Genomic DNA, 25,842 nt, shown 5'->3' with positions numbered 1-25,842 from the left:
GGACCGCACAGGAAGGGGCGCGGTGCAGACAGGCAAGACCTGTTCTTGGTAGGGGGTCTCGTCAGACTCGGGCTTGAGCGGGCACCTCGCGGGCGAGCAGAAGTGCGACGGCGCCCAGGAGGGTGCCGGTGATGCGGCGTTGCACGGTGGCCCAGCTCGGGCGTTGCCCGAGGAAGGTGGCTATGGCGCCGGCGGCGATGATGATCAGGGTGTTGACGGTCAGACTCACCGCGATCTGGACCGACCCGAGAGTCAGGCCCTGCACGGTCGGATGACCGCGACGGGGGTCGATGAACTGCGGGATCAGGGTCAGGTACATGATCGCGGCCTTGGGGTTGAGCAGGTTCGTCATCAGCCCCATACGGAAGAGTCGGGCCGGGCTGTCACGGGGAATGTCACGGACCTCGAACACGCCTTGCCCTTCGGGGCGTAGGGCCTGCCAGGCGAGGTGGATCAGGTAGAGGACGCCGGCGGCTTTGAAGCCGATGAACAACCAGGGCACGGCGACGAACACGACCGCGAGGCCGAGGTTGGCCATCAGCATGTAGATGACGAAGCCGACGCCGGTGCCGGTCAGGGAGACGAGCCCCGCAGCGCGCCCCTGGCTGATGCTGCGCGAAACGAGGTAGATCATGTTGGGCCCGGGAGTCAGCACCATGGCCAGCGCGGTGAGCGCCATCCCGAGGACGGACGCACCCAAGACGGGTGAGGACAACGAGGTGAGAGGCATGCACTCACCTTGATGTAATGGCCTTATGCATCTCAACCCTTACGGCGAGTATGCCGTACTCCTCGCCCGTTCCTTGACCGACGACTGGCCCGACACCCGGGCCGGGATCGTCGAGCGGACCCGGGGGTTCGGCATGACGATGCCCCTCCACGAGCGGCCCGACGACCACGCCCGCTGCCGGGCAGTGCTCGACGACTGGCTCCGGGTCGTCGACGCCCATGACCCGAACGAGCGGGCAGCGATCCTCAACGAGCAGATGGCCGCCGCGACTGCGTATCCACGCCTGACCGACCACAACGGCGAGGGCTGGCACTTGCACTATCGCGACGTCGACGACGACCTACCGCGAGTGCTGCACGCCGTGTTCAGCGTCGGGACGGCCCTGCACCTGACAACGCGTGGCATGAATCGCCTCGGCCGGTGCGCCGCTCACCCCTGCACGAACGTCGTCGTCGACACCTCGCGGAACGGCACCCAGCGGTACTGCTCACCACGCTGCGGCAGCCGGGATGCCGTCCGTCGGCACCGCGCTCGTCAGCGGGAACGGTGACGACTCGCGCCGCGACTGGTCGCCATAGATGTCCACCCGTGGTCCCGACGACCTGGCCGCCGTCTACGACAAGCTCGGCTTCGGCCTCCAGTGCGTCAACGGCGGCCACCCGCGCACGCTGCCGCTGCCCGCCACCTACGTCATCGATCGCGCCGGCGTGATCCGCTGGGCCTTCGTCGGCACCGACTACACCGCCCGCGCCGAACCCGCCGACATCGTCGCCGCTCTCGACGCGCTGGACTGAACCCCGGTGCTACACCGCCTCGTTGATGAGCAGGCGGGTGAGGTGGGCGCGGCCCGCCTCCAGCAGTTCGGGGAGCGGGGCCGCCGCCTCGTACCACCGCTTCTCGTACTCCCAGCACAGCCAGCCGTCCCAGCCGCCCCGTACGAGGGCCCGCACGCACTCGGCGAGCGGGACGGCGCCGGTGCCGAGGGGGAGCGGGGTGGTGTCGTCGGGGGAGGCGACGTCCTTGACCTGGACGTAGCCGAGGTGTGGGGACAGCGCCGCGAACGTCTCCCTCGGATGCTCGCCGCCCAGCCACGTGTGCAGTACGTCCCACAGGGCGCCCGCGTGGCGGTGGCCGACCGGGCCCAGGACGCGGATGGCGTCGGCGCCGGTGCGGTGCGTGTCGTGCGTCTCCAGGAGGATGCGGACGCCGAGCGCGGCGGCCTCCTCGGCGGCCGTGCCCAGTCGTCGGGCGGCGGTGGCGTCGGCGTCCGTGCGTGACTGGCCGCGGGTGGCGCCCGGGAAGACGCGTACGAAGGGGGCTTTCAAGTCATGGGCGAGAGTGAGGAGTTGGCTGATCTCCGTCAGTACGGGGCCGTCGTCCCCGGGGGCGGCGACGCGCGCGTACCCGGCGAGCGCCAGCAGTTGCACCCCCGCCGCCTCGAACTCCTCGGCCGTTCGCGTCCGTTCGGCCCGGTCGAGGCCCGGGTGGACCGGCTCCTCGGGGTGGGCGCGCAGCTCGATGCCGTCCCAGCCGTGGGCGGTCGCGAGCGCCAGGGCCTCGGACACGGGGAGGCCGGAGATCCCGAGGGTGGAGAAGGCGAGCCTCATGACGCGGGGCCGTGCAGGTCCAGGCGCCAGTCCTGGCCCACCAGGTCCTTGCCGAAGGAGTGGTGCGGCTTCTCGGCGACGAGGGTGAAGCCGTGGCGCTGGTAGATGCGGCGGGCGGCGCCGAGGACGTCGTTGGTCCATAGGACCAGATCGCGATAGCCGGCCTCGCGCGCGAAGTCGACCACGGCACGCACCAGTCGGTCCCCGATGCGCAACCCGCGCGCGTCTGGCTCGACGAGGAGCAGCCGGAGCCGGGCGGTGCCGGGGGCGTCGTCCCGTACGCACATCACGCATCCCACCGGACGGCCGTCGTGCTCGGCGATCCACACCCGCTCCAGCCGCGGGTCGTGATCCGCCGCGAAATCGGCGACGATGCGCGCCACCAGGGCCTCGTACTCGGCGTTCCAGTCGTACTCGGCGGCGTACAGCGCGGCGTTGCGCTGCACGATCCAGCCGAGGTCGCCGGGGCCGGGCTCGCGCAGGACGACGTCGTCGGGGTCCCGGGCGTCCGTGTCCCCGAGGAGGGTCCGGATGGTGCGCATCGCCTCCGCCAGGCGGGGCCGATCGGCGGCGGCCACGTTCGCGAGCAGCGAGCCGACGGTCTCCCGCGCCCGCTCGTCCAGCAGTACGGCGGCCTCACGCCCGCGCGCGGTCAGCGTGATGCGCCGCCGGCGGGGGTCCCTGTCGGAGCGGCCGCGCTCGATCAGGCCGTCCTGCTCGAACTTGTTGAGGATGCGGCTCAAGTAGCCCGCGTCGAGCGACAGTTCGCCGCGCAGATCGGCGGCGTCCGTGCGCAGGGAGTGGGCCAGCTCGTACAGGACGCGGGACTCGGTGAGGGTGTAGGGCGCGTACAGGTGGCGGCCGTAGTCGAGGGCGCCGATCAGGTTCGTGTAGAAGCGGTTGAAGGCGCGGATGTCCTGGACGGTCATGATGCGGTCCGACGGTTGACTCAGTCAGAGATGTCCTCGCTTCGAGGGTAACCCCTCGCTCGCGGAAATCCACGGGACGGGGAGAAGAACGCGTGATCGGATGAGCGCGTGACGGAGACGATTGCTTCGCTGGGGCCGCTGCACCTGCTCGACGGCCGCTGGGTCGTGGGGGACGTACGGCGGCCGGACGGCTGCTGGGTGGAGTTCCGCGAGGACGGGCTGTACGAGCACGAGCGCGGCGGCGAGGGGCAGTTGATCCCCTGGGGACGGATCATGCTGGCGCCGCACATCACCCTCGGCGCCAAGTACCCGGACAACCCCCACTACGGTCTGCTGGGTCTGCTCGGCGGTCTGCCGGGCCCCTGGCGGGGGCGCGGCGGCGGCTATCTGCACCTGACCCTGCGGCATCCGTACGAGGACTGGCTCGCCCGCTTCGACCGGCACCCCCACCGGTACCCCCTGGTCGAGTTGCTGCTGCTGGAGGAACTGCTCCGGCAGACGGCCGCGGCCAGGGAGGCGCATCTGCTCGGCGACCCGGAGTGGCTGGGTGCCGTGGTCGGCCGGCTGGCGCCGCAGCGCCCCTGGGCGGCCGGTGCGATCCGCGCGGTGGTGTCGGGTGCCCGGCAGCCGGAACAGGCCACGGAAGCCTGACGAAAAAAATCTCGGAATCCCGTACAACCCCTTCCCCGCCTCGCCGGTCATATCTGCGTCGGAACACCTGGAGGGGGATCCTGGGGGGATCGCGAGGGATTCCGGCGGGAGGGGAAGCCGAGGGGGCCCGGTCGACGGACCGGGCCCCCTCGAAGTCTGTCCACAGGCCAAGGTGTCCACCGGCCGAAGTTGTCCACAGGGCGGCCGCGTTGTCCGACCCGGGCGGTAGCGTCGGATCATGTCCAATCTGGCGGAAATCGAAGGCGTGCTGGAAAGGATCACGTACGCCAACGAGGAGAACGGCTACACGGTCGCCCGCGTCGACACCGGCCGCGGCGGCGGGGACCTGCTCACGGTCGTCGGCGCGCTGCTCGGCGCCCAGGTCGGCGAGTCCCTTCGGATGGAGGGCCGTTGGGGCTCGCATCCGCAGTACGGCAAGCAGTTCACCGTCGAGAACTACACGACCGTCCTTCCCGCCACCGTCCAGGGCATCCGGCGCTACCTCGGCTCGGGCCTGGTCAAGGGCATCGGGCCGGTCTTCGCCGACCGCATCACCCAGCACTTCGGGCTGGACACGCTGCGGATCATCGAGGAGGAGCCGAAGCGACTGATCGAGGTCCCCGGCCTCGGCCCCAAGCGCACCAAGCGGATCGCCGACGCCTGGGAGGAGCAGAAGGCGATCAAGGAGGTCATGCTCTTCCTCCAGACCGTCGAGGTGTCCACGTCCATCGCCGTGCGCATCTACAAGAAGTACGGCGACGCGTCGATCTCCGTCGTGAAGAACCAGCCCTACCGGCTGGCCACCGACGTCTGGGGCATCGGCTTCCTCACCGCCGACAAGATCGCCCAGTCCGTCGGCATCCCGCACGACAGCCCCGAGCGGGTCAAGGCCGGCCTGCAGTACGCGCTGTCGCAGTCCACCGACCAGGGCCACTGCTTCCTGCCCGAGGAACGGCTCATCGCCGACGCGGTGAAGCTGCTCCAGGTCGACACCGGGCTCGTCATCGAGTGCCTCGCCGAGCTGGCCGAGCCGGAGGAGGAGGGGGCCGACCCCGGTGTCGTACGGGAGAAGGTGCCCGGACCCGACGGCGGCGAGCCCGTCACCGCCGTCTACCTCGTGCCCTTCCACCGGGCCGAACTCTCCCTCTCCGCCCAGCTGCTGCGCCTGCTGCGCACCGGCGAGGACCGCATGCCCGCCTTCAAGGCCGTCGACTGGACCAAGGCGCTCGGCTGGCTCAAGGGGCGTACCGGCGCCGATCTCGCGCCCGAACAGGAGGCCGCCGTCCGGCTGGCGCTGACCGAGAAGGTGGCCGTCCTGACCGGCGGTCCCGGCTGCGGCAAGTCCTTCACGGTCCGCTCGATCGTGGAGCTGGCCCGCGCCAAGCAGGCCAGGGTCGTCCTGGCGGCGCCCACCGGACGCGCCGCCAAACGGCTGGCCGAGCTCACCGGAGCCGAGGCCTCCACCGTCCACCGGCTCCTCGAACTCAAGCCGGGCGGCGACGCGGCGTACGACCGCGACCGCCCGCTCCAGGCCGACCTGGTGGTCGTGGACGAGGCCTCCATGCTGGACCTGCTGCTCGCCAACAAGCTGGTCAAGGCGGTGCCTCCGGGAGCGCATCTGCTCTTCGTCGGGGACGTGGACCAGCTGCCCAGCGTCGGCGCCGGTGAGGTGCTGCGGGACATGCTCGCGGACGGCAGCCCGATCCCCGCCGTGCGGCTCACCCGGGTCTTCCGGCAGGCCCAGCAGTCGGGCGTCGTGACCAACGCGCACCGCATCAACTCCGGGCAGCATCCGGTCACCGACGGCATGAAGGACTTCTTCCTCTTCGTCGAGGACGACACCGAGGCGGCTGGGCGGCTCACGGTGGACGTCGCGGCCCGGCGCATCCCGGCCCGCTTCGGGCTCGACCCCCGCAGGGACGTGCAGGTGCTCGCGCCCATGCACCGCGGTCCCGCCGGCGCCGGTGCCCTCAACGGGCTGCTCCAGCAGGCGATCACGCCCGGCAGACCCGACGTGCCCGAGAAGCGGTTCGGCGGCCGCGTCTTCCGCGTCGGCGACAAGGTCACTCAGATCCGCAACAATTACGACAAGGGAAAGAACGGTGTCTTCAACGGCACCGTGGGCGTCGTCACCTCGCTCGACCCGGTCGACCAGCGGCTCACGGTGCTGACCGACGAGGACGAGGAGGTTCCGTACGAATTCGACGAACTGGACGAACTAGCCCACGCGTACGCGGTGACCATCCACCGCTCGCAGGGCAGCGAGTACCCGGCCGTGGTCATCCCGGTCACCACGGGCGCCTGGATGATGCTCCAGCGGAACCTTCTCTACACGGCGGTCACCCGCGCCAAGAAGCTGGTCGTGCTCGTCGGTTCACGCAAGGCGATCGGCCAGGCGGTGCGCACGCTCTCGGCCGGACGGCGCTGCACAGCCCTTGATTTCAGGCTGCTGTCACCGGTTCGGAGCGCCCCCGCGAAAAATGATCGATCAAATGAGTCGTGAAGGTCACAGAGCACTTCCGGAACCAGGGTGGAGGGGGCAGGATGGGCAGGCTGACGGCACTGAGTGCCGCCAGAGGCACCAGTGGTCGACCCCGAGTGCACTCTCCTGAGCCAAATGGGGGATGGTAGAGACAGTCAGGGCACCTCGAAGATGAGGCACTACGTCGGTGAGGGAAGACGTGAGCGACAACTCTGTAGTACTGCGGTACGGCGACGGCGAGTACACCTACCCGGTGGTCGACAGCTCCGTAGGTGACAAGGGCTTCGACATCGGCAAGCTCCGCGCCCAGACCGGTCTGGTGACGCTGGACAGCGGTTACGGCAACACGGCCGCGTACAAATCCGCCGTCACGTACCTCGACGGCGAGGCGGGCATCCTCCGGTACCGCGGCTACCCGATCGAGCAGCTGGCCGAGCGCTCCACCTTCCTGGAGGTGGCCTATCTGCTGATCAACGGTGAGCTGCCGAGCGTCGACGAGCTCTCCTCGTTCAAGAACGACATCACGCGGCACACCCTGCTCCACGAGGACGTCAAGAACTTCTTCACGGGCTTCCCGCGCGACGCCCACCCGATGGCGATGCTGTCCTCGGTCGTCTCGGCGCTGTCCACCTTCTACCAGGACAGCCACAACCCGTTCGACGAGGAGCAGCGCAACCTCTCGACGATCCGGCTGCTCGCCAAGCTCCCGACGATCGCGGCGTACGCGTACAAGAAGTCGATCGGCCACCCGTTCGTCTACCCGCGTAACGACCTCGGCTACGTCGAGAACTTCCTCCGGATGACCTTCTCGGTCCCGGCGGACGAGTTCGAGCTGGACCCGGTCGTGGTCTCCGCGCTCGACAAGCTGCTCATCCTGCACGCCGACCACGAGCAGAACTGCTCGACCTCCACGGTCCGCCTGGTGGGCTCGTCGCAGGCGAACATGTTCGCCTCGATCTCGGCCGGCATCAGCGCCCTGTGGGGCCCGCTGCACGGCGGCGCCAACCAGTCGGTGCTGGAGATGCTGGAGGGCATCCGCGACTCGGGCAACGATGTCGACACCTTCATCCGCAAGGTGAAGAACAAGGAGGACGGCGTCCGCCTGATGGGCTTCGGCCACCGGGTCTACAAGAACTTCGACCCGCGTGCCCGCATCATCAAGGCCGCCGCGCACGACGTGCTCTCCGCGCTGGGCAAGGAGGACGAACTCCTCGACATCGCCCTGAAGCTGGAGGAGCACGCGCTCTCCGACGACTACTTCGTCGAGCGCAAGCTCTACCCGAACGTCGACTTCTACACCGGCCTGATCTACCGGGCCATGGGCTTCCCGACCGAGATGTTCACGGTCCTGTTCGCCCTCGGCCGCCTGCCGGGCTGGATCGCCCAGTGGACCGAGATGATCAAGGAGCCGGGTTCCCGCATCGGCCGCCCGCGCCAGATCTACACGGGCGTCGTCGAGCGCGACTTCGTCCCGGTCGAGGAGCGCTGAACTCCCTGACCGCGTAGGGCGAAAGCCCGCGGAGACGAGAGCGAAACAGAAGGCGCCCTGGCGCACCGGTCCCCCCACGGGCCGGCGGCCAGGGCGCCTTCCCATGTCCCGGTGCGGATTCCCCCCACGGGATCCGGCCGGGCGCTTGGTGAGGGCAGCGCCTGAAATCGCTGCGGTGCAGTGCGGTCTGCCGGGACGCGCACGGATCGGGAGGGCCGCTCAAAGCTTCCCGAAGTACGAGCCCCGGCAACGCGGTTCCGAGGAGGTCCCCCAAGACATCCCCAGATGACGTCCAGCGCCCCCCAAGGCGCTGTCCGACATCGTCAACTTAGACCGTCGAACCCCTTCGGTGGTTACGTTCACCTCACTGTGATCTGCGTCTCTTGCATATGTCCGTTACATACGCAAGAGCCCCGATACCTCGATCGGGGTTCAAGCGTAAGGATCATGCGCGAGGCTTGTGAAGAGCTTATGTGAGAGGGGGGTTGGTCTCCAAGACGGTCAGCGGAACCTGCGCAGCCGCAGACTGTTCGTCACCACGAACACCGACGAGAAGGCCATCGCCGCACCCGCGATCATCGGGTTCAGCAGTCCGGCCGCGGCCAGTGGCAGCGCGGCCACGTTGTAGCCGAACGCCCACACCAGGTTGCCCTTGATGGTGGCCAGCGTCCGGCGCGAGAGCCGGATGGCGTCCGCGGCCACCCGCAGGTCCCCGCGCACCAGGGTCAGATCGCCCGCCTCGATCGCGGCGTCCGTGCCCGTGCCCATCGCCAGGCCGAGATCGGCGACCGCCAGCGCGGCCGCGTCGTTGACCCCGTCGCCGACCATGGCGACCGTCCGGCCCTCGCGCTGCAGCCGCCGTACGACGTCGACCTTGTCCTCGGGCAGCACCTCGGCGATGACCTCGTCGATGCCGACGGCTCGCGCCACGGCCTCGGCCACCGTCTTGTTGTCGCCGGTCAGCAGCACCGGCGTGAGCCCCAGGGCGCGCAGCTCCCGTACGGCCTGCGCGCTGGTCTCCTTGACCGCGTCGGCGACGGCGAGGACACCGCGCGGCGCCCCGTCCCAGCCGGCCACGACGGCCGTACGGCCGGCCCGCTCGATCTCCTCCTTGCCGCGGGCCAGCTCCGCCGGGAGTCCGGTCCCGTTCTCCGCGAGCCGTCCCACGACCACCTCGTAACCGTCCACGCGCCCGCGCACGCCCCGCCCGGGGACGTTCTCGAAGTGCTCGGCCTCCGGCAGCCTCCCGGCCCGCTCCTCGGCGCCCGCCGCGATCGCCTGGGCGACCGGGTGCTCGGAGGCGTGCTCCAGGGCGCCCGCGAGCCGCAGCAGCTCCTTCTCGTCGGTGCCCTCGGCGGCGTACACCTCCTGGAGGGTCATCCGGCCGGTGGTGACCGTGCCGGTCTTGTCCAGGACGACCGTGTCGACGCGGCGCGTGGACTCCAGGACCTCGGGGCCCTTGATGAGGATGCCGAGCTGCGCGCCCCGGCCGGTGCCGACCATCAGCGCGGTCGGCGTGGCCAGGCCCAGGGCGCAGGGGCAGGCGATGATCAGGACGGACACGGCGGCCGTGAAGGCGGCGGCGACGTCACCGGTGACGCCCAGCCAGACCCCGAACGTGCCGAGCGCGATGAGGATGACGACCGGCACGAACACCGCGGAGATCCGGTCGGCCAGCCGCTGTACCTCGGCCTTGCCGTTCTGCGCGTCCTCCACCAGCCGGGCCATCCGGGCGAGCTGCGTGTCCGAGCCGACCCGGGTCGCCTCGACGACGAGCCGCCCGCCCGCGTTGACCGTGGCCCCGGTGACTGTGTCCCCGGCGCCGACGTCCACCGGCACCGACTCGCCGGTCAGCATCGAGGCGTCGATCGCGGAGGTGCCCTCGACCACCGTGCCGTCGGTGGCGATCTTCTCGCCGGGGCGTACGACGAACCGGTCGCCGACGGCCAGTTCGCTCACCGGTATGCGCACCTCGCGCCCGCCCGCCCGTCGCCCGCCACCGCCCTCGACCGGGAGCGCTTCGCGCTCGCCCCCCTCGTATCGCAGTACCGCCACGTCCTTGGCGCCCAGCTCCATCAGGGCTCGCAGGGCGGCGCCCGCGCGCCGCTTGGAGCGGGCCTCCAGGTAGCGGCCGAGCAGGATCAGGGCGACGACACCGGCGGCCACTTCGAGGTAGAGCGTGGACGCGGCGTCCATGCGGGAGGCGGTGAGGCGGAACGCGTCGTGCATGCCCGGCATGCCCGCGTCGCCGAAGAACAGCGCCCACAGCGACCAGCCGAACGCGGCCATCGTGCCGACCGAGACGAGCGTGTCCATGGTGGCGGCGCCGTGCCGCAGGTTCGTCCAGGCGGCCCGGTGGAACTGCCATCCGCCCCAGACGACGACCGGCGCGGCGAGGGTGAGCGAGAGCCACTGCCAGTTCTCGAACTGCAGGGCCGGGACCATCGCGAGCAGGACGACGGGGACGGCCAGCAGCACGGAGACGAGCAGCCGGTGGCGGAGCGTGCCGAGTTCGGGGTCCGGGGCGTCCTGCGGGGCGCCGGGCTCCGGCTCGGGTGCGGGCCGCGGCGGCGGGGGCTCCTCGGCGGTGTAGCCCGTCTTCACCACGGTGGCGATCAGATCGGCGACCTCCACCCCCGGGGGGTAGGCGACCTTCGCCTTCTCCGTCGCGAAGTTCACCGTGGCGGTGACGCCGTCCATGCGGTTGAGCTTCTTCTCGACCCGGGCGGCGCAGGAGGCGCAGGTCATCCCGCCGATGAGCAGCTCGACCCGGGCGCCGGCCGCTGCCTGCGCCGGTGCCTCGCCCGTGGTTCCTGTGGTGATGCTGGTGGTCATGTCCGGACTCCAGACGACGGACCGGGCCGTATGGATCCAGTATCGGCCGACCGGCAGTGGATCCCTACGGCCCGGGCCAGGAGGTGGGTGTCAAGGGGTGTCGAGCTCGGGGGCTCAGTGTCGAACTCCGGGGCTCAGCGGGCGCCGACGAGCTCGAAGCCGGCCTCGTCGACGGCGGAGCGGACGGCCTGCTCGTCGAGCGGGCCGGCGGAGACGACGGTGACCTCGCCGGTCGAGGCGACCGCCTTCACCGAGCTGACGCCCGGGATCTCGGAGATCTCGCCCGAGACGGCGCCTTCGCAGTGGCCGCAGGTCATCCCGCTGACCTTGTAGACGGCGGTGACGGGGCCCTTGGTGTCGGTCTGGGCGCTCATGGCATGACTCCTCGTCGGCGACGTGATGCGGGTGGTACCGGACGGGTCCCCAGGGGGCCCGCGTTACTCACACTATACCCCTAGGGGGTATTACTCCAGCGATGGCGCCGCCGGTCTCACTCCGCGTCGCGGCCGTGCCGCCGGTACGTCCGCACCGCGTACGCCGAGCAGAACAGGACGCCGCCGAGCAGGGCCAGCGCGGGCGGCGAGGCGGGGTGCCGGACCGCCTGCGTGACCAGGGCGGTCAGCGTGCACAGCGCCGCCGCGCCCCACAGTCGCCGGCGCCACGAGCTCGCCCGCGGGCGGCGGCGCGGCGGCGGGGAGTGCCGCGGGCCCGGGATGCGGGCACGGCGGGGTGCGTCGGGCGGCGGGGCGTGGGTCACGGCGATCCCTCGTCATCCTGCGGGGGTTGTGCACACCGATGGGTTGCTTTGTCCGCACCTTATGCAGTCGCGCCCGCCGGCGCAGAGCGGGAGCGCGGCTGATGCGCGCTCGCGTCGGGTATCGGTCGGGACAGTCACGGATTCACGGACGGGGAGGGTGCGGCGCATGAGGGCTGTGGTGTTCGAGCGATACGGGGAGCCGGCCGAGGTACGGGAGGTGGCGGACCCGGAGCCGCCCGAGCACGGCGTGGTCGTACGGGTCGGGGCGACCGGGCTGTGCCGCAGCGACTGGCACGGCTGGCAGGGGCACGATCCGGACATCATTCTCCCGCACGTGCCCGGTCACGAACTCGCCGGTGTCGTCGAGGCGGTGGGCGCCCGGGTGACCGGCTGGCGCCCGGGGGACCGGGTCACCGTGCCCTTCGTCTGCGCCTGCGGCCGCTGCCCCGCCTGCGCGGCGGGCGATCAGCAGGTGTGCGAACGGCAGACGCAGCCCGGCTTCCACCACTGGGGCTCCTTCGCCCAGTACGTGGCGCTCGACCACGCCGACGTGAACCTGGTCGCGGTGCCGGAGGAGATGACCTTCGCCACCGCCGCCGCCCTCGGCTGCCGCTTCGCCACCGCCTTCCGCGCGGTCGTGCAGCAGGGCCGGGTCGCGGCGGGGGAGTGGGTCGCGGTGCACGGCTGCGGGGGCGTGGGACTGTCCGCGGTGATGATCGCGGCGGCGTCGGGAGCACGGGTGGTCGCCGTGGACGTCTCACCGCGCGCCCTGGACCTGGCGCGGAAGTTCGGGGCGGCGGAGTGCCTGGACGCCTCGGCCGTACCGGACCCGGCCGCCGCCGTCCGCGAGCTGACCGGCGGCGGCGCCCATCTCTCCCTCGACGCCCTCGGCTCACCCGCCACCTGCGCGGCCTCGGCCGGCTCCCTGCGCCGCCGCGGCCGCCATGTCCAGGTCGGCCTGCTGCCCTCGCCCGACGGCACCACGCCCGTCCCCATGGCCCGCGTCATCGCGCTGGAGCTCGAACTCCTCGGCAGCCACGGCATGTCCGCGCACACCTACCCGGGCATGCTGGAACTGGTCCGCACGGGCGTCCTGCGCCCCGATCTGCTGGTGACGTCCACCATCTCCCTGGACGCGGCCCCCGCCGCCCTCGCCGCGATGGGCACGGCGCCGGGCGCGGGCGTCACGGTCATCGAACCCTGGAGCTGAGCCGGATCCTTCTCCGGCCTCCCGCCTCCCGCCTCCGGTCTCAGTCCTCCGGATCCGCCTCAGGCCTCTCTTCTGCCCCGGTTGCCGGGCCGGGAGGCGACCCAGGAGCGGACGGTGTCCGCGTACCAGAAGGGCTTGCCCCCCTCCACGTGGTCGGGCGGGGGCAGCAGCCCGTGCTTGCGATAGGACCGTACGGTGTCCGGCTGCACCTTGATGTGCGCCGCGATCTCCTTGTAGGACCAGAGCCTTCGGTCGGTCATGACTCGCACCTCCCTGCGCACGCCGCGGCGGCGACCGGGGAGCGGTCGTCGGGGTAGCCGGGCGCTGTGCTGGCGATCACCAAGCCTGTGTCCGGTGAACGACGAGCCCGAAGGGGAGGGTGGTGCCTGTCGTGCGGGTGTGACCGAGAGCGCGCGTACACGTGACATGTGTGACAGGAAGGGGGAGTTTGTTACACAGTCGAGGCAAACGTGGGGCTACGCCCCGCACGACCTCAGGAACGCGCGGGTGCGGCGTGCGATCGGCAGGGGCCGGTCCGGATCGCACGGGTACATGTCCTGCTCGACGATGGCGAACAGGTCGGCGTCCAGCTTCCGGGCCGCCGCGAGGACCGGCTCCAGCGCGGGCACCCCGGCGGGCGGCTCGCACATCACGCCCTGCGCGACCGCCGGTCCGAACGGCGTGCCGTTCGCCCGTACGCCGGCCAGCACCCGCGGGTCCACCTGCTTGAGGTGCAGATAGCCGATGCGCTCGCCGTACGTCTCGATCAGCTCGACGCTGTCCCCGCCGCAGTACGCGTAGTGCCCGGTGTCCAGGCACAGGGACACGGCGGAGGGGTCGGTGCCGTCCAGGAAGCGGGCGACGTTCTCCTCGCCGTCGATATGGGTGTCGGCGTGCGGGTGGACGACGATCGCCAGGCCGTAGAGCTCGCGCACCCGGCGCCCCAGCCGCTCGGTCAGCGAGGTCAGGTCGCGCCACTGGTCCGGGGTGAGCGTGTCCGGCTCCAGCACCTCGCCGGTCTTGTCGTCGCGCCAGAAGGACGGGATGACGACGAGGTGGCGGGCGCCCATGGCCTGGGTGAGGGCGGCGACGCGGGAGACGTGCTCCCAGGTCCGCTCCCAGACACCCGGGCCGTGGTGGAGGTCCGTGAACACCGTGCCGGCCGACACCGTCAGACCGCGCCGGGCCGTCTCCTCGGTGAGGACGGCCGGGTCGATGGGCAGATAGCCGTACGGCCCCAGCTCGATCCACTCGTAGCCGGCCTCGGCGACCTCGTCGAGGAAGCGCCGCCAGGGCACCTGGACCGGGTCGTCCGGGAACCAGACGCCCCAGGAGTCGGGCGCCGAACCGACGCGGATGCGGGAGAGGGGGGAATCGGGAGACTGGGAGGACCGGGATGACAGCGACGTCATGGCCGCCAGCGTGCGGGTCCGGGAAAGGGGTGTCAAGCACTGGTCCGAATGTCCGGACAAAGCATTGACAGGGCTTCGGGTGCGGGGCTACAAACCGGGGAGAGCCGCGCGGACCAGGTGACCCGAGGGCACAACCCCCTCAGGCGCCGGCGCACCGTGGGACGCGGAAGGGATGCCGATGGGGTACGACCTGATCACCATGGGGCGGATCGGCGTGGACCTCTACCCGATGCAGACGGGCGTCCCGCTCGCGCGCGTGTCGACCTTCGGCAAGTTCCTCGGCGGGTCGGCCACCAACGTCGCGGTTGCCGCCGCCCGCCTCGGCCGGCGTACCGCCGTCATCACCCGCACCGGTGACGACCCGTTCGGCGTCTACGCGCACGAGGCCCTGCGCGGCTTCGGCGTCGACGACCGCTGGGTCACCCCGGTCCCCGGGCTGCCCACCCCGGTCACCTTCTGCGAGGTCTTCCCGCCGGACGACTTCCCGCTGTACTTCTACCGCCGGCCCAAGGCCCCCGACCTGGAGATCGAGGCCGGCGAGCTGGACCTCGACGCCGTCCGGGACGCCCGCGTCTTCTGGGTCACCGGCACCGGGCTGAGCGAGGAGCCCAGCCGCACGGCCACCCTCACGGCGCTCGCCCACCGCGCCAGGGCCGGCCCGACGGTCTTCGACCTGGACTGGCGCCCCATGTTCTGGGCCGACCCGGACACCGCCCGCCCTTTCTACGCCGAGGCCCTGCGCCACGCCACCGTCGCCGTCGGCAACCTCGACGAAGTGGAGATCGCCACCGGGACCCGCGAACCGCACGCTGCCGCCCGCGCGTTGCTCGACGCCGGGGTCGAACTCGCCGTCGTCAAACAGGGACCCGAGGGCGTCCTGGCGGTCGGCCGGAACGGCGAGTCCGCCGAGGTCCCGCCGCTCCCGGTCACCGTCCTCAACGGGCTCGGCGCCGGCGACGCCTTCGGCGGCTCCCTGTGCCACGGGCTGCTCTCGGGCTGGGAGTTGGGGCAGATCATGCGGCACGCCAACGCGGCCGGCGCGATCGTCGCCTCCCGGCTGGAGTGCTCCTCGGCGATGCCCACCCCGGACGAGGTGGCCGCCGCCCTCGCCGCGGGAGCGGTGCGATGACGACCGCCCAGGCCCACGGCGAGGGACACGTACGGGTCGACGTGCCCGCGCTCGTCCACACCCGCACCCATCACCCCGAGGCCATCGCCGAGGCCGCCGCCGCCCGGATCAGAAGGCCGCTGCTCGGACCGCGCGGCCGGCTCCTGATCGTCGCCGCCGACCACACGGCCCGCGGCATCCTCGGCGTCGGCGACCGCGCCCTGGCCATGGCCCGCCGCGCCGACCTCCTGGAACGCCTGTGCCTGGCGCTGTCCCGCCCCGGGGTGGACGGCGTCCTCGCCACCGCCGACATCCTCGACGACCTGCTGCTGCTCGGCGCCCTGGACCGCAAGGTCGTCCTCGGCTCGATGAACCGCGGCGGTCTGCACGGCGCCTCCTTCGAACTGGACGACCGCTTCACGGGCCTGCGCCCGAAGGCCATCGAGCGCCGCCGCTTCGACGCGGGCAAGCTGCTCCTGCGCGTCTGCCTCGACGACCCGGGCTCCCTCACCACCCTGGAGTCCGCCGCCCGTACCGTCGACGCCATGGCGGCCCGCCGACTCCCGCTGTTCGTCGAGCCGTTCATCAGCCGCCGCACCCCCAAGGGCCGGCTGCGCAACGACCTGAGCGCCGAGGCGGTCACCCGGGCCATCGCCATCGCCTCCGGCCTGGGCGGCAGTTCGGCCTACACCTGGCTGAAGATCCCCGTCACCGAGCACCCCGACGACATGGCCCGCGTGTTGGAGACCTCCACGCTGCCCGCCGTCCTCCTCGGCGGCGACCCGGGCGACGATCCCGAGGACCAGCTCGCCGCGTACGAGAAGTGGCGCGGCGCCCTCCAACTCCCCACCGTGCGCGGCCTGGTGGTCGGCCGCTCGCTGCTGTATCCGGCGGACGGCGACGTGACGGCCGCCGTGGACACCGCCGCCACGCTCGTGGACACCGCGACAGGACCGCTGTGAGGACCGCATGACCGAAGACCTGTACCTGCCCGACGGCGCGGCCGCGCGCGGCCCGTACGCCGTCGACGTCGACCCCGCGCGGGCCGGGTGGACGTACGGCGCGCTGCGGGTCCTCGCACTCGATCCGGGGGCCACGCACACATTCGTCACCGGTGAGAGGGAGTGGATCGTGCTTCCGCTCAGCGGCGGCTGTACGGTGCGTGTCGAGGACGGCGCAGAGGACCAAGAGGACCGAGAGTTTCACATCCTGGGACGGGAAAGCGTGTTCGCGGCAGTCTCCGACTTCGTGTACGCGCCCCGTGACGCCCGGGTCCAGATCGCCTCCGGCGCGGGAGGCCGCTTCGCCCTGGCAGGAGCGAAGTGCGAGCGACGACTCCCCGCCCGCTACGGCCCCGCGCCGGAGGTCCCCGTCGAACAGCGCGGCAGCGGCACCTGCGCCCGCCAGGTGCGGGGCTTCGCCGCCGCCGACGCCTTCGACTGCGACCGGCTCATCGCCGTCGAGGTGATCACGCCCGGCGGCAACTGGTCCTCGTACCCGCCGCACAAGCACGACGAGCACCGGCCGGGAGAGGAGTGCGAGCTGGAGGAGATCTACTACTTCGAGATCGACGGGCCGCACGGCTTCGGCTACCAGCGGGTGTTCCCCTCGCGGGAGGGCGGCGCCGACGTCCTTGCCGAGGTCCGCACCGGCGACGTCGTCCTCGTCCCGGACGGCTGGCACGGCCCGTCCGTCGCCCAGCCCGGCCACGCCATGTACTACCTCAACGTCATGGCCGGACCCGGCGAGAGCCGGGAATGGCGGATCCGCTTCCACCCCGAGCACACGGAGGGCTACCGATGACCTCGCCGGCCACTGAGCGGCTCACCGTCGCACAGGCGCTCGTCCGCTTCCTCTCCGCGCAGTACACCGAGCGGGACGGCGTACGGCAGCGGCTGATCGGCGCGACGTGGGGCATCTTCGGGCACGGCAACGTCGCCGGGATCGGGCAGGCCCTCGTCGAGTACGCCACTGTGCCCAGTGGGGAGACACCCGCCACACCCCCCGTGATGCCGTACCACCAGGGCCGCAACGAACAGGCCATGGTGCACGCGGCGGTCGGCTACGCCCGGCAGTCGGGCCGGCTGTCCACGCACGCGGTGACGACCTCCATCGGCCCCGGCGCCACCAACCTCGTCACCGGCGCCGCCCTCGCCACCATCAACCACCTGCCGGTACTGCTCCTGCCCGGCGACACCTTCGCCACCCGCCCCGCCGACCCGGTCCTCCAGCAGCTCCAGGTCCCGTACGCGGGCGATGTGTCGGTCAACGACAGCCTGCGCCCGGTGTCGCGGTACTTCGACCGGATCACCCGGCCCGAGGCCCTGATCCCGTCCGCGCTCCAGGCGATGCGCGTGCTCGCCGACCCCGCCGAGACAGGTGCCGTGACGCTCGCGCTGCCCCAGGACGTCCAGGCCGAGGCGTACGACTGGCCCGAGGAGTTCTTCGCGACGCGCGTATGGACCGTACGGCGTCCGGGTGCGGATCCGGCCGAACTCGCCGCGGCCGTACGGGCGATCCGCGCCGCGCGCCGGCCGCTCGTCGTCGCGGGCGGCGGTGTCCACCACAGCCGCGCCGAGGAGGCGCTCGCCGAGTTCGCAGCGGCCACCGGCATTCCGGTCGCCTCCACCCAGTCCGGCAAGGGCTCCCTGCGCTGGGACCACCCGCAGGACGTCGGCGGCATCGGCCACACCGGCACCGCCACCGCGGACCAACTGGCCCGCACCGCCGACCTGGTGATCGGCGTCGGCACCCGCTGGACCGACTTCACCACCGCCTCCGGCACCCTGTTCCAGAACCCGGACGTCCGCTTCGTCAACCTCACCCTCTCCCCGTCCGAGGGCCACCGGCTCGCCGGTTTGCCGCTGATCGCGGACGCGCGCAGCGGCCTGGAGGAGCTGACCGAGGCGCTCCGACTGCACGAACACCGGGTCGAGGAAACGTACGTGGCCGAGTACGGCGAGGAGAAGCGGCGCTGGGAGCGGCGCGTCGACGCCGCCTACGCCGCCCCCGATCCCGGCGCACGGCCGACCCAGGCGCAGGTGCTGGGCGCGCTCGACGCCGTGGTCGACGAGACCGACGTGATCGTGAACGCCGCCGGCTCCCTCCCCGGCGACCTGCACAAGCTGTGGCGGGCGCGGTCGCGGGACCAGTACCACGTGGAGTACGGCTACTCATGCATGGGCTACGAGATCCCGGCCGCGATCGGGGTACGGCTCGCGGCGCCGGAGAGGAACGTGTGGGCGCTGGTCGGCGACGGGACGTACCTGATGATGCCGACCGAGATCGTGACCGCCGTGCAGGAGGGCATCCCGATCAAGATGCTGCTCGTGCAGAACCACGGGTACGCCTCGATCGGCGGCCTGTCGGAGTCGGTGGGCGCCGAGCGGTTCGGCACCGCCTACCGCTACCAGGGCCCCGAGGGCGGTTACACGGGCGACCCCCTGCCCGTCGACCTCGCCGCCAACGCCGCCAGCCTCGGCATGCGCGTGCTGCGGGCGGCGACTGCGGGGGAGCTGCGCGCGGCGCTCGCCGAGGCGCGCGCCGCCGACACCCCCACATGTGTCTACGTCGAGACCGAAACGGACGACACTGTGTCGGGCGCGCCCGGAGCCCAGGCCTGGTGGGATGTTCCTGTGGCCGAGACCGCGACCCGACCGTCGGCGGTCAAGGCACGCGAGCTGTACGAACGGCACGTGTCGACCCGACGCCGCCATCTGTGAAGGAGTGACCGGGCATGACGAAGACCGTCAACCACTGGATCGGCGGCAAGACCGTCGAAGGCGCCTCGGGGACGTACGGGCCGGTCACCGACCCGGCGACCGGCGCCGTCACCACGAGGGTCGCCTTCGCGACGGTCGACGAGGTCGACGCGGCGGTCGCCGCCGCCAAGGACGCCTTCGCGACCTGGGGCCAGTCTTCGCTGGCCCAGCGGACCGCTATCCTCTTCCGGTTCCGCGCCCTGCTCGACGCCCACCGCGACGAGATCGCCGAGCTGCTCACCGCCGAGCACGGCAAGGTGCACTCCGACGCCCTCGGCGAGGTGGCGCGCGGACTGGAGATCGTCGACCTCGCGTGCGGCATCACCGTGCAGCTGAAGGGCGAGCTGTCGACGCAGGTCGCCAGCCGGGTCGACGTGGCCGCGATCCGCCAGCCGCTCGGCGTCGTCGCGGGCATCACGCCGTTCAACTTCCCGGCCATGGTGCCGATGTGGATGTTCCCGCTCGCCATCGCCTGCGGCAACACCTTCGTGCTCAAGCCGTCCGAGAAGGACCCGTCAGCCGCCAACCGCCTCGCCGAACTGCTCGCCGAGGCCGGGCTGCCCGACGGTGTCCTCAACGTCGTCCACGGCGACAAGGTGGCCGTCGACCGGCTGCTGGAGCACCCGGACGTCAAGGCCGTCTCCTTCGTCGGCTCGACCCCGATCGCCCGGCACATCCACGCCACCGCCTCCGCGCACGGCAAGCGCGTCCAGGCGCTCGGCGGCGCCAAGAACCACATGCTGGTCCTGCCCGACGCCGACCTGGACGCGGCGGCGGACGCCGCGGTGAGCGCCGCGTACGGCTCCGCGGGCGAGCGCTGCATGGCCATCTCCGCGGTCGTCGCGGTCGGCTCCGTCGGCGACGAGCTGGTGGAGAAGATCCGCGAGCGCGCCGAGAAGATCAAGATCGGTCCGGGCAACGACCCCACGTCCGAGATGGGCCCGCTGATCACCGCCGCCCACCGCGACAAGGTGGCCTCGTACGTCTCCGGTGCCGCCGCCGAGGGAGCCGAAGTCGTCCTCGACGGCACCGGCTTCACGGTCGAGGGCTTCGAGGACGGCCACTGGATCGGCATCTCGCTGCTCGACAAGGTGCCGACCGACGCGAAGGCCTACCGGGACGAGATCTTCGGCCCGGTGCTGTGCGTGCTGCGCGTCGACACGTACGAGGAGGGCGTGGCGCTGATCAACAGCTCCCCCTTCGGCAACGGCACCGCGGTCTTCACCCGGGACGGCGGCGCCGCCCGCCGCTTCCAGCTCGAGGTCGAGGCCGGCATGGTCGGCGTCAACGTGCCGATCCCGGTCCCCGTCGGCTACCACTCCTTCGGCGGCTGGAAGGACTCGCTCTTCGGCGACCACCACATCTACGGCAACGACGGCACGCACTTCTACACCCGCGGCAAGGTCGTCACCACCCGCTGGCCCGACCCCTCCGAGGCCCCGGCCGGCGTCGACCTCGGGTTCCCGCGCAACCACTGAGCCCGCGGGATCCCGGGCCCGGAGGCAGTCACCGCTGCTTCCGGGCCCGATTTTTTTTCGCGGCGGCACCTGCGGTTCCCGTATGGAGGAACGGCGGGGAAATCTGGGCGTGATGCTGCTGTAAGCGCGCCAACAGCCGCTGTTCACCTACGAATTCCGTAGGTGGACACCCATTGACGCAATGGTTTTCGTCGGTGTTCGATGCAGCGCCTGGGAGCGAGAGAGACGTACGCCACGAGCCTTCCGGAGGCGATAGCGCTCCCGTACGAGCCATCACCGCACGAGTCGATCGGACCCCCGTATGACCGACACGCTCCGCTCAGCCCCGGCCGCCGACCCCGTCCCCGAGGGGACCTCGGACCGCCCCCAGACGCTCAAGCGCTCCATCGGAGTGGTCGGCGGGACCCTGCTGACCCTGTCGTGCGTGACACCGGCCTCCACGCTGTTCGTCGTGGTCCCCGACCTGTTCGGCTCGCTCGGCACCGCCACCGCCCTCACCATCGCCATCGGCTCCCTGCTCTGCATCGCGGTGGCGTTCTGCTACTCGGAGCTCGGCACGCTCATCCCCAGCGCGGGCGGCGAGTACGCCATGGTGTCGACGCTCGCCGGACGGCTGGCGGGCTGGCTCGTCTTCGTGCTGTCCCTGCTGGTGGTGCTGATCGTGCCGCCGGTCATCGCGATGGGCACCGCCGACTACCTCGCGCCGCTCGTCCACCTCGACCCGGCGATGGCCGGCGCCGGCGTGATGCTGCTCGCCACCCTCGCCGGCCTGCTCGACCTGCGCGCCAACGCCTGGATCACCGGCGTCTTCCTGGTGCTGGAGGTCATCGCCGCCGCGGTCGTCGCCCTGCTCGGCTTCACGCACAGCCACCGCGGCCCGGGCAGCCTGCTGTCGATGCAGGTCGCGGGAACCGGCCACCACACGGACACCGTGACCGGCATGCTCGTCGTCTCCGGCCTCGCCATCGCCCTCTTCGTCACCCAGGGCTTCTCCACGGCCGTCTACCTCTCCGAGGAACTGGAGAACCCGCGCCGCACCGTCGCCCGCACGGTCCTGGCCACCCTCGCCATCTCCTCCGTGATCATCCTGGTGCCGGTCGTCGCCATCACCCTGGGCGCCTCGGACCTGAAGGAGCTGACCGGCGGCGACATCAGCTCCATGGTCACCGCCTGGTCGAACACCGCCGTCGGTACCTTCGTCAGCCTCTGCGTGGCCCTCGCGATCGTCAACGCGGGCATCGTGATGGTCATCCAGAACTCCCGCGTCCTGTTCGCCTCGGCCCGCGACAAGGCCTGGCCCGAGCCGGTCAACCAGCTCTTCGCCAAGCTCGGCCGCTTCGGCTCCCCGTGGGTCGCCACCCTCGCGGTCGGCGTCCCCGGCGCCCTGCTCTGCTTCGTCAACCTGGACACCCTGTACGGCGTCACCGGCGTCTCGGTGACCGCCATGTACCTGCTCGTCGCGGTCGCCGCCCTGCTCGCCCGCCGCGGCGCCCACCGCGAGACGCCCGCCTGGCGCATGCCCCTGTGGCCCGCCATGCCGGTGCTGCTCATCGCCGTCCTGGCCTACATCCTCAGCCAGCAGGAGATGAGCTACCTGCTGTGGACCGGCGGCATCACCGCCGTCGCCACCCTCTACTGGGCCCTCTACCTCCGCCCCCGCCACGCCACCCACTGGCTGGTCTCCATCCCGGAGGACGCGCGGGCCTGACACACGGCAGCACGACGCCCGCCGACGACGGAACGTCAGCCTCCGTACCACGGCCGCGGTATGCCGCACCGGGCCCGTACTCCCTCGGGAGGGGCGGAGGTTCAGCCTCGCAGGCGCTTCGGGTCGGCGAGGGTGACCCGTACGGTGGGGGACATGGATCTTCGAACCGCCGGACTGCGGAGGCTGTTTCGGGGGCCGCGGCGGATAGTGGCCGCCGCGGCCGCCGTCGTCGTGCTCGCCGGTGCGGGTACGTGGACGACGGCCGTCGCCTCCGACGACGTACCCCAGGTGCGCCGGACCGACCAGGTCATGGCCATGGGCGGCGGAGTGCGCGTCGACACCTCCTACTTCACCTCCACGGCCCCGGGCAGACGCCCCGCCGTCCTGCTGGCGCACGGCTTCGGCGGCAGCAAGGCGGACCTGCGGCAGCAGGCCGAGGACCTCGCCCGGCACGGATACGCCGTCCTGACCTGGTCCGCGCGCGGCTTCGGCGGCTCGACCGGCCCGATCGGGCTGAACGACCCCCGCGGTGAAGTGGCCGACGCCACACGGCTGGTGGACTGGCTCGCCCAGCAGCCCCAGGTCGAGCTCGACGGGCCCGGCGACCCGCGCGTGGGCATGGCCGGCGCCTCCTACGGCGGCGCGGTCTCCCTGCTCACCGCCGGGTACGACCACCGGGTGGACGCCATCGCCCCGGCGATCACCTACTGGAACCTCGCCGACGCCCTCTTCCCGGGCGGGGTGTTCAAGCGGCTGTGGGCCGGACTCTTCTACAACACCGGCGGCGGCTGCGAGGAGTTCGAGCCCGCGCTGTGCCGGATGTACGACCGGGTCGCCACGGCCGGCAAGCCGGACGCGGCCGCGCGCAAGCTGCTCCAGGAGCGCTCACCGGTCGCCGTCGCCGACCGCATCAAGGTCCCCACGCTGCTGTTCCAGGGCCAGACCGACTCCCTGTTCACCCTCGCCCACTCCGACGCCGCCGAGAAGGCGATCCGGGCGAACGGCGCCCCGGTCGACGTCGACTGGATCGCGGGCGGACACGACGGCGGCGACATGGAGACGGCGCGTGTCCAGGCCCGCGTGACGGCCTGGTTCGACCGCTACCTCAAGGGCGACCGGTCCGCCGACACCGGCCCCGCCTTCCGCGTCACCCGCACCGGAGGCGTCGACTCCACCGACGGCGCGGCCCGGTTGCGGGGCGCGAGCTCGGGAACGTACCCGGGACTCGACGGCCACCCGCGCCCGGTCGCGCTGCGCGGCGGCGAGCAGCGCGTCACCAACCCGGCCGGCGCCAGCCCGCCCGCCCTCTCCGCCCTGCCCGGCCTCGACGGCGGCGGCCTCGGCCAGATGTCCGCGCTCGGCGTCGGGGTGTCCTTCGACTTCCCCGGCCAGTACGCCCGCTTCGACTCCGCGCCCATGCGCCGCGACCTGCGCATCACCGGCTCCCCCACGGCGACCGCGCACGTACGGTCGACGAGCGAGGACGCCGTCCTCTTCGCGAAGGTGTACGACGTCGGGCCCGGCGGACGCCGGCAGGTGCTGCCCTCCCAACTGGTCACGCCCCTGCGGGTCGAGGGTGCGGGATCCGGCTCCGGCAAGGACGTCACGGTCACGCTCCCGCCGGTCGACCACCAGGTCCAGAAGGGCCACCGGCTCCGCCTGGTCCTCGCCTCCACCGACCTCGGCTACGCCTCCCCGGCGTCCCCGGCGACGTACACCGTCTCCCTGAAGGGCGACCTGCACGTGCCGACCGCCCCCGGTGTGACGACCGCGCCGCCGACGCTGCCCGCCTGGGTGTGGTGGCTGCCCCTCGCGGGCGCGCTGGTCGCCCTGGCCCTGCTGCTGACCGGCCGCCGCCGCACCGCGCACCCCGCGCCCGACCCGGCCCTCGCCGACGTCCCCCTCCAGATCACGGACCTGAGCAAGCGGTACGCGAGGTCGGCGGACCGGTATGCGGTCCGGGAACTGTCCTTCCAGGTGGACAAGGGGCAGGTGCTCGGCCTGCTCGGGCCGAACGGCGCGGGCAAGACGACGACCCTGCGCATGCTGATGGGGCTCATCACGCCGGACGAGGGCGAGATCCGCGTCTTCGGCCACGCCGTCCGGCCGGGCGCGCCCGTGCTGTCGCGGGTCGGCGCCTTCGTGGAGGGCGCGGGCTTCCTGCCGCACCTCTCCGGCCTGGAGAACCTGGAGCTGTACTGGCGGGCCACCGGCCGCCCGGCCGAGGACGCCCACCTCGACGAGGCCCTGCGGATCGCGGGCCTCGGCGACGCGCTCGCCCGCGCGGTGCGCACCTACTCCCAGGGCATGCGCCAGCGCCTCGCCCTCGCCCAGGCCATGCTCGGCCTGCCCGACCTCCTCATCCTCGACGAGCCGACCAACGGCCTCGACCCGCCCCAGATCCGCGAGATGCGCGAGGTGATGATCCGGTACGCCGCCGGCGGCCGCACGGTGATCGTCTCCAGCCACCTGCTGGCCGAGGTCGAGCAGTCCTGCACCCACCTCGTGGTGATGGACCGCGGCCGACTGGTCCAGGCGGGCCCGGTGGGCGAGATCGTGGGCTCCGGCGACACGCTGCTCGTCACCGCCGCCGCGCCCCTGGAGGACCCGGTCGTCGAGAAGGTGGCCGCCCTGCCCGGCGTCGCCTCCGCCGTCCGCACGCCGGACGGGCTCCTCGTCCGCCTCGACCCCGGCGGCAGCACTCCGCGCCTGGTCGCCGAACTCGTCCGGCTGGACGTGTCCGTGGAGTCGGTCGGCCCGCACCGCCGGCTCGAGGACGCCTTCCTCACCCTGATCGGAGGTTCCGCATGAGCACCCTCGCCGAGCCCTCGGCGGAGGTGGCCCCCGGCTACCGGCCCGGACACACCCTGCCGCTGCGGGTCGAGCTGGCCCGCCAGCTGAAGCGCCGCCGCACGCTGGTCATGGGCGCGATCCTCACCGCCCTGCCCTTCGTGCTGCTTCTCGCCTTCGCGATCGGCGGCGACCCGGGTGGCCGCAACAACCGCATCACGCTCTTGGACACGGCCACCGCGTCCGGCGCCAACTTCGCCGCGGTGAACCTGTTCGTGTCGGCGGGCTTCCTCCTCGTCATCCCCATCGCCCTGTTCTGCGGGGACACGGTGGCCTCCGAGGCCGGCTGGTCCTCCCTGCGCTATCTGCTGGCCGCGCCCGTGCCCCGGGCCCGGCTGCTGTGGTCCAAGCTCACCGTGGGGCTCGGGCTCAGCCTGGCCGCGATGGTGCTGCTGCCGCTCGTCGCGCTCGCCGTCGGCACGGCCGCCTACGGCTGGGGCCCGCTGCAGATCCCCACCGGCGGCGCGCTCGACGCGGGCACCGCCGCCCAGCGGCTCGTGGTGATCACGGCGTACGTCTTCGTGTCCCAACTGGTCACCGCCGCTCTGGCGTTCTGGCTGTCGACCAGGACCGACGCCCCGCTCGGCGCGGTCGGCGGAGCGGTCGGTCTGACCATCGTCGGCAACGTCCTGGACGCCGTCACCGCCCTCGGCGACTGGCGCGACTTCCTGCCCGCGCACTGGCAGTTCGCCTGGGCCGACGCCGTACAGCCGCACCCCGAGTGGTCCGGCATGATCCAGGGCACCTCGGTCTCGGTGACGTACGCGCTCGTGCTGTTCGCCCTGGCCTTCAGGGGCTTCGCCCGCAAGGACATCGTCTCCTGAGACACCGGTGG

Annotated in this window: 21 protein-coding genes and 1 pseudogene; 14 read left to right on the top strand and 8 right to left on the bottom strand. The window is 72.0% G+C overall.

Annotated elements, in window-relative coordinates; translation table 11 throughout:
* Positions 1–61 precede the first annotated feature (61 nt).
* Entirely contained in the window at positions 62–679 is a 618-nt protein-coding gene (locus tag QFZ74_RS11275; RefSeq protein ID WP_307620674.1) for a LysE family translocator, read from the bottom strand.
* Between the two features lie 76 nt (positions 680–755).
* Here QFZ74_RS11275 and QFZ74_RS11270 point away from each other — a divergent pair, with 76 nt between their 5' ends.
* Together QFZ74_RS11270 and QFZ74_RS30415 are read left to right on the top strand one after the other, a co-directional pair.
* Positions 756–1,280, top strand: coding sequence for a CGNR zinc finger domain-containing protein (locus QFZ74_RS11270; RefSeq protein ID WP_307620673.1), 525 nt, complete (start codon positions 756–758; stop codon positions 1,278–1,280).
* Positions 1,281–1,323: 43 nt separating this feature from the next.
* Positions 1,324–1,524: pseudogene (locus QFZ74_RS30415) on the top strand (AhpC/TSA family protein); the annotation flags it as partial.
* 9 nt (positions 1,525–1,533) lie between these two features.
* Here the strand turns inward: QFZ74_RS30415 and QFZ74_RS11260 are convergent.
* Together QFZ74_RS11260 and QFZ74_RS11255 are read right to left on the bottom strand one after the other, a co-directional pair.
* Entirely contained in the window at positions 1,534–2,337 is an 804-nt protein-coding gene (locus QFZ74_RS11260; protein ID WP_307620672.1) for a sugar phosphate isomerase/epimerase, read from the bottom strand.
* Entirely contained in the window at positions 2,334–3,266 is a 933-nt protein-coding gene (locus QFZ74_RS11255; protein WP_307620671.1) for a bifunctional helix-turn-helix transcriptional regulator/GNAT family N-acetyltransferase, read from the bottom strand. The genes QFZ74_RS11260 and QFZ74_RS11255 overlap by 4 nt, the downstream gene beginning before the upstream one ends.
* Positions 3,267–3,374: 108 nt before the next feature.
* Between QFZ74_RS11255 and QFZ74_RS11250 the strand changes: the two genes are divergently transcribed.
* The 3 genes from QFZ74_RS11250 to QFZ74_RS11240 all read left to right on the top strand — a co-directional run bounded on the left by QFZ74_RS11250 (position 3,375) and on the right by QFZ74_RS11240 (position 7,888).
* On the top strand, positions 3,375–3,917 hold the full coding sequence (locus QFZ74_RS11250) for a hypothetical protein (RefSeq protein WP_307620670.1): 543 nt from the start codon (positions 3,375–3,377) through the stop codon (positions 3,915–3,917).
* Between the two features lie 238 nt (positions 3,918–4,155).
* Positions 4,156–6,420, top strand: a complete 2,265-nt coding sequence (locus tag QFZ74_RS11245; protein WP_307620669.1) for an ATP-dependent RecD-like DNA helicase — start codon at positions 4,156–4,158, stop codon at positions 6,418–6,420.
* A gap of 178 nt (positions 6,421–6,598) precedes the next feature.
* Entirely contained in the window at positions 6,599–7,888 is a 1,290-nt protein-coding gene (locus QFZ74_RS11240) for a citrate synthase (protein ID WP_307620668.1), read from the top strand.
* A gap of 501 nt (positions 7,889–8,389) precedes the next feature.
* Here the strand turns inward: QFZ74_RS11240 and QFZ74_RS11235 are convergent.
* The 3 genes from QFZ74_RS11235 to QFZ74_RS11225 all read right to left on the bottom strand — a co-directional run bounded on the left by QFZ74_RS11235 (position 8,390) and on the right by QFZ74_RS11225 (position 11,480).
* Positions 8,390–10,723, bottom strand: coding sequence for a cation-translocating P-type ATPase (locus tag QFZ74_RS11235; RefSeq protein ID WP_307620667.1), 2,334 nt, complete (start codon positions 10,721–10,723; stop codon positions 8,390–8,392).
* A gap of 134 nt (positions 10,724–10,857) precedes the next feature.
* Positions 10,858–11,097 carry a heavy-metal-associated domain-containing protein gene (locus QFZ74_RS11230; protein WP_307620666.1) on the bottom strand — a complete coding sequence of 80 codons (240 nt, stop codon included), beginning with the start codon at positions 11,095–11,097 and terminating at the stop codon, positions 10,858–10,860.
* A 116-nt stretch (positions 11,098–11,213) separates the two neighbouring features.
* Positions 11,214–11,480: a hypothetical protein gene (locus QFZ74_RS11225; RefSeq protein ID WP_307620665.1), complete on the bottom strand. Its 267-nt coding sequence runs from the start codon at positions 11,478–11,480 to the stop codon at positions 11,214–11,216.
* Between the two features lie 166 nt (positions 11,481–11,646).
* Here QFZ74_RS11225 and QFZ74_RS11220 point away from each other — a divergent pair, with 166 nt between their 5' ends.
* Entirely contained in the window at positions 11,647–12,690 is a 1,044-nt protein-coding gene (locus QFZ74_RS11220; protein WP_307620664.1) for a zinc-dependent alcohol dehydrogenase family protein, read from the top strand.
* A 59-nt stretch (positions 12,691–12,749) separates the two neighbouring features.
* Here QFZ74_RS11220 and QFZ74_RS11215 read toward each other — a convergent pair whose 3' ends face one another.
* Together QFZ74_RS11215 and QFZ74_RS11210 are read right to left on the bottom strand one after the other, a co-directional pair.
* Positions 12,750–12,950, bottom strand: a complete 201-nt coding sequence (locus tag QFZ74_RS11215; RefSeq protein WP_307620663.1) for an AlpA family transcriptional regulator — start codon at positions 12,948–12,950, stop codon at positions 12,750–12,752.
* Positions 12,951–13,166: 216 nt separating this feature from the next.
* Entirely contained in the window at positions 13,167–14,102 is a 936-nt protein-coding gene (locus tag QFZ74_RS11210; RefSeq protein ID WP_307620661.1) for a sugar phosphate isomerase/epimerase, read from the bottom strand.
* A gap of 178 nt (positions 14,103–14,280) precedes the next feature.
* Here QFZ74_RS11210 and iolC point away from each other — a divergent pair, with 178 nt between their 5' ends.
* The 8 genes from iolC to QFZ74_RS11170 all read left to right on the top strand — a co-directional run bounded on the left by iolC (position 14,281) and on the right by QFZ74_RS11170 (position 25,831).
* Positions 14,281–15,231 carry a 5-dehydro-2-deoxygluconokinase gene (gene iolC, locus QFZ74_RS11205; protein ID WP_307620660.1) on the top strand — a complete coding sequence of 317 codons (951 nt, stop codon included), beginning with the start codon at positions 14,281–14,283 and terminating at the stop codon, positions 15,229–15,231.
* A complete protein-coding gene (locus QFZ74_RS11200) occupies positions 15,228–16,172 on the top strand; it encodes a deoxyribose-phosphate aldolase (protein WP_307620659.1) in 945 nt (314 codons plus the stop codon). The genes iolC and QFZ74_RS11200 overlap by 4 nt, the downstream gene beginning before the upstream one ends.
* Before the next feature lie 7 nt (positions 16,173–16,179).
* Positions 16,180–17,013 (top strand): 5-deoxy-glucuronate isomerase, encoded by an 834-nt coding sequence (gene iolB, locus QFZ74_RS11195; RefSeq protein WP_307620658.1) that lies wholly within the window; start codon positions 16,180–16,182, stop codon positions 17,011–17,013.
* The gene (iolD, locus tag QFZ74_RS11190; RefSeq protein WP_307620657.1) at positions 17,010–18,932 is read left to right on the top strand and encodes a 3D-(3,5/4)-trihydroxycyclohexane-1,2-dione acylhydrolase (decyclizing); all 1,923 of its coding nucleotides are present in this window, start codon (positions 17,010–17,012) and stop codon (positions 18,930–18,932) included. Before iolB ends, iolD begins: the two co-directional genes overlap by 4 nt.
* Positions 18,933–18,946: 14 nt before the next feature.
* Positions 18,947–20,449: a CoA-acylating methylmalonate-semialdehyde dehydrogenase gene (gene mmsA / locus QFZ74_RS11185; RefSeq protein WP_307620656.1), complete on the top strand. Its 1,503-nt coding sequence runs from the start codon at positions 18,947–18,949 to the stop codon at positions 20,447–20,449.
* Positions 20,450–20,750: 301 nt separating this feature from the next.
* Positions 20,751–22,157, top strand: coding sequence for an APC family permease (locus QFZ74_RS11180; RefSeq protein ID WP_307620655.1), 1,407 nt, complete (start codon positions 20,751–20,753; stop codon positions 22,155–22,157).
* 153 nt (positions 22,158–22,310) lie between these two features.
* Entirely contained in the window at positions 22,311–24,968 is a 2,658-nt protein-coding gene (locus tag QFZ74_RS11175) for a CocE/NonD family hydrolase (protein ID WP_307620654.1), read from the top strand.
* The gene (locus QFZ74_RS11170) at positions 24,965–25,831 is read left to right on the top strand and encodes an ABC transporter permease (RefSeq protein WP_307620653.1); all 867 of its coding nucleotides are present in this window, start codon (positions 24,965–24,967) and stop codon (positions 25,829–25,831) included. Before QFZ74_RS11175 ends, QFZ74_RS11170 begins: the two co-directional genes overlap by 4 nt.
* The last annotated feature ends 11 nt before the right edge of the window (positions 25,832–25,842 follow it).

The organism is Streptomyces sp. V3I7 (assembly GCF_030817495.1).
GTDB lineage: Bacteria > Actinomycetota > Actinomycetes > Streptomycetales > Streptomycetaceae > Streptomyces.
This window is presented reverse-complemented; position numbering and strand designations above follow the sequence as displayed.

Excerpts from the sequence above, each read along its gene's own strand:
- QFZ74_RS11275 (WP_307620674.1), bottom strand. The coding sequence starts at position 679 with ATGGCGCTCACCGCGCTGGCCATGGTGCTGACTCCCGGGCCCAACATG.
- QFZ74_RS11270 (WP_307620673.1), top strand. The coding sequence starts at position 756 with ATGCATCTCAACCCTTACGGCGAGTATGCCGTACTCCTCGCCCGTTCC.
- QFZ74_RS11260 (WP_307620672.1), bottom strand. The coding sequence starts at position 2,337 with ATGAGGCTCGCCTTCTCCACCCTCGGGATCTCCGGCCTCCCCGTGTCC.
- QFZ74_RS11255 (WP_307620671.1), bottom strand. The coding sequence starts at position 3,266 with ATGACCGTCCAGGACATCCGCGCCTTCAACCGCTTCTACACGAACCTG.
- QFZ74_RS11245 (WP_307620669.1), top strand. The coding sequence starts at position 4,156 with ATGTCCAATCTGGCGGAAATCGAAGGCGTGCTGGAAAGGATCACGTAC.
- QFZ74_RS11235 (WP_307620667.1), bottom strand. The coding sequence starts at position 10,723 with ATGACCACCAGCATCACCACAGGAACCACGGGCGAGGCACCGGCGCAG.
- QFZ74_RS11230 (WP_307620666.1), bottom strand. The coding sequence starts at position 11,097 with ATGAGCGCCCAGACCGACACCAAGGGCCCCGTCACCGCCGTCTACAAG.
- QFZ74_RS11220 (WP_307620664.1), top strand. The coding sequence starts at position 11,647 with ATGAGGGCTGTGGTGTTCGAGCGATACGGGGAGCCGGCCGAGGTACGG.
- QFZ74_RS11215 (WP_307620663.1), bottom strand. The coding sequence starts at position 12,950 with ATGACCGACCGAAGGCTCTGGTCCTACAAGGAGATCGCGGCGCACATC.
- QFZ74_RS11210 (WP_307620661.1), bottom strand. The coding sequence starts at position 14,102 with ATGACGTCGCTGTCATCCCGGTCCTCCCAGTCTCCCGATTCCCCCCTC.
- iolC (WP_307620660.1), top strand. The coding sequence starts at position 14,281 with ATGGGGTACGACCTGATCACCATGGGGCGGATCGGCGTGGACCTCTAC.
- QFZ74_RS11200 (WP_307620659.1), top strand. The coding sequence starts at position 15,228 with ATGACGACCGCCCAGGCCCACGGCGAGGGACACGTACGGGTCGACGTG.
- iolB (WP_307620658.1), top strand. The coding sequence starts at position 16,180 with ATGACCGAAGACCTGTACCTGCCCGACGGCGCGGCCGCGCGCGGCCCG.
- iolD (WP_307620657.1), top strand. The coding sequence starts at position 17,010 with ATGACCTCGCCGGCCACTGAGCGGCTCACCGTCGCACAGGCGCTCGTC.
- mmsA (WP_307620656.1), top strand. The coding sequence starts at position 18,947 with ATGACGAAGACCGTCAACCACTGGATCGGCGGCAAGACCGTCGAAGGC.
- QFZ74_RS11180 (WP_307620655.1), top strand. The coding sequence starts at position 20,751 with ATGACCGACACGCTCCGCTCAGCCCCGGCCGCCGACCCCGTCCCCGAG.
- QFZ74_RS11175 (WP_307620654.1), top strand. The coding sequence starts at position 22,311 with ATGGATCTTCGAACCGCCGGACTGCGGAGGCTGTTTCGGGGGCCGCGG.
- QFZ74_RS11170 (WP_307620653.1), top strand. The coding sequence starts at position 24,965 with ATGAGCACCCTCGCCGAGCCCTCGGCGGAGGTGGCCCCCGGCTACCGG.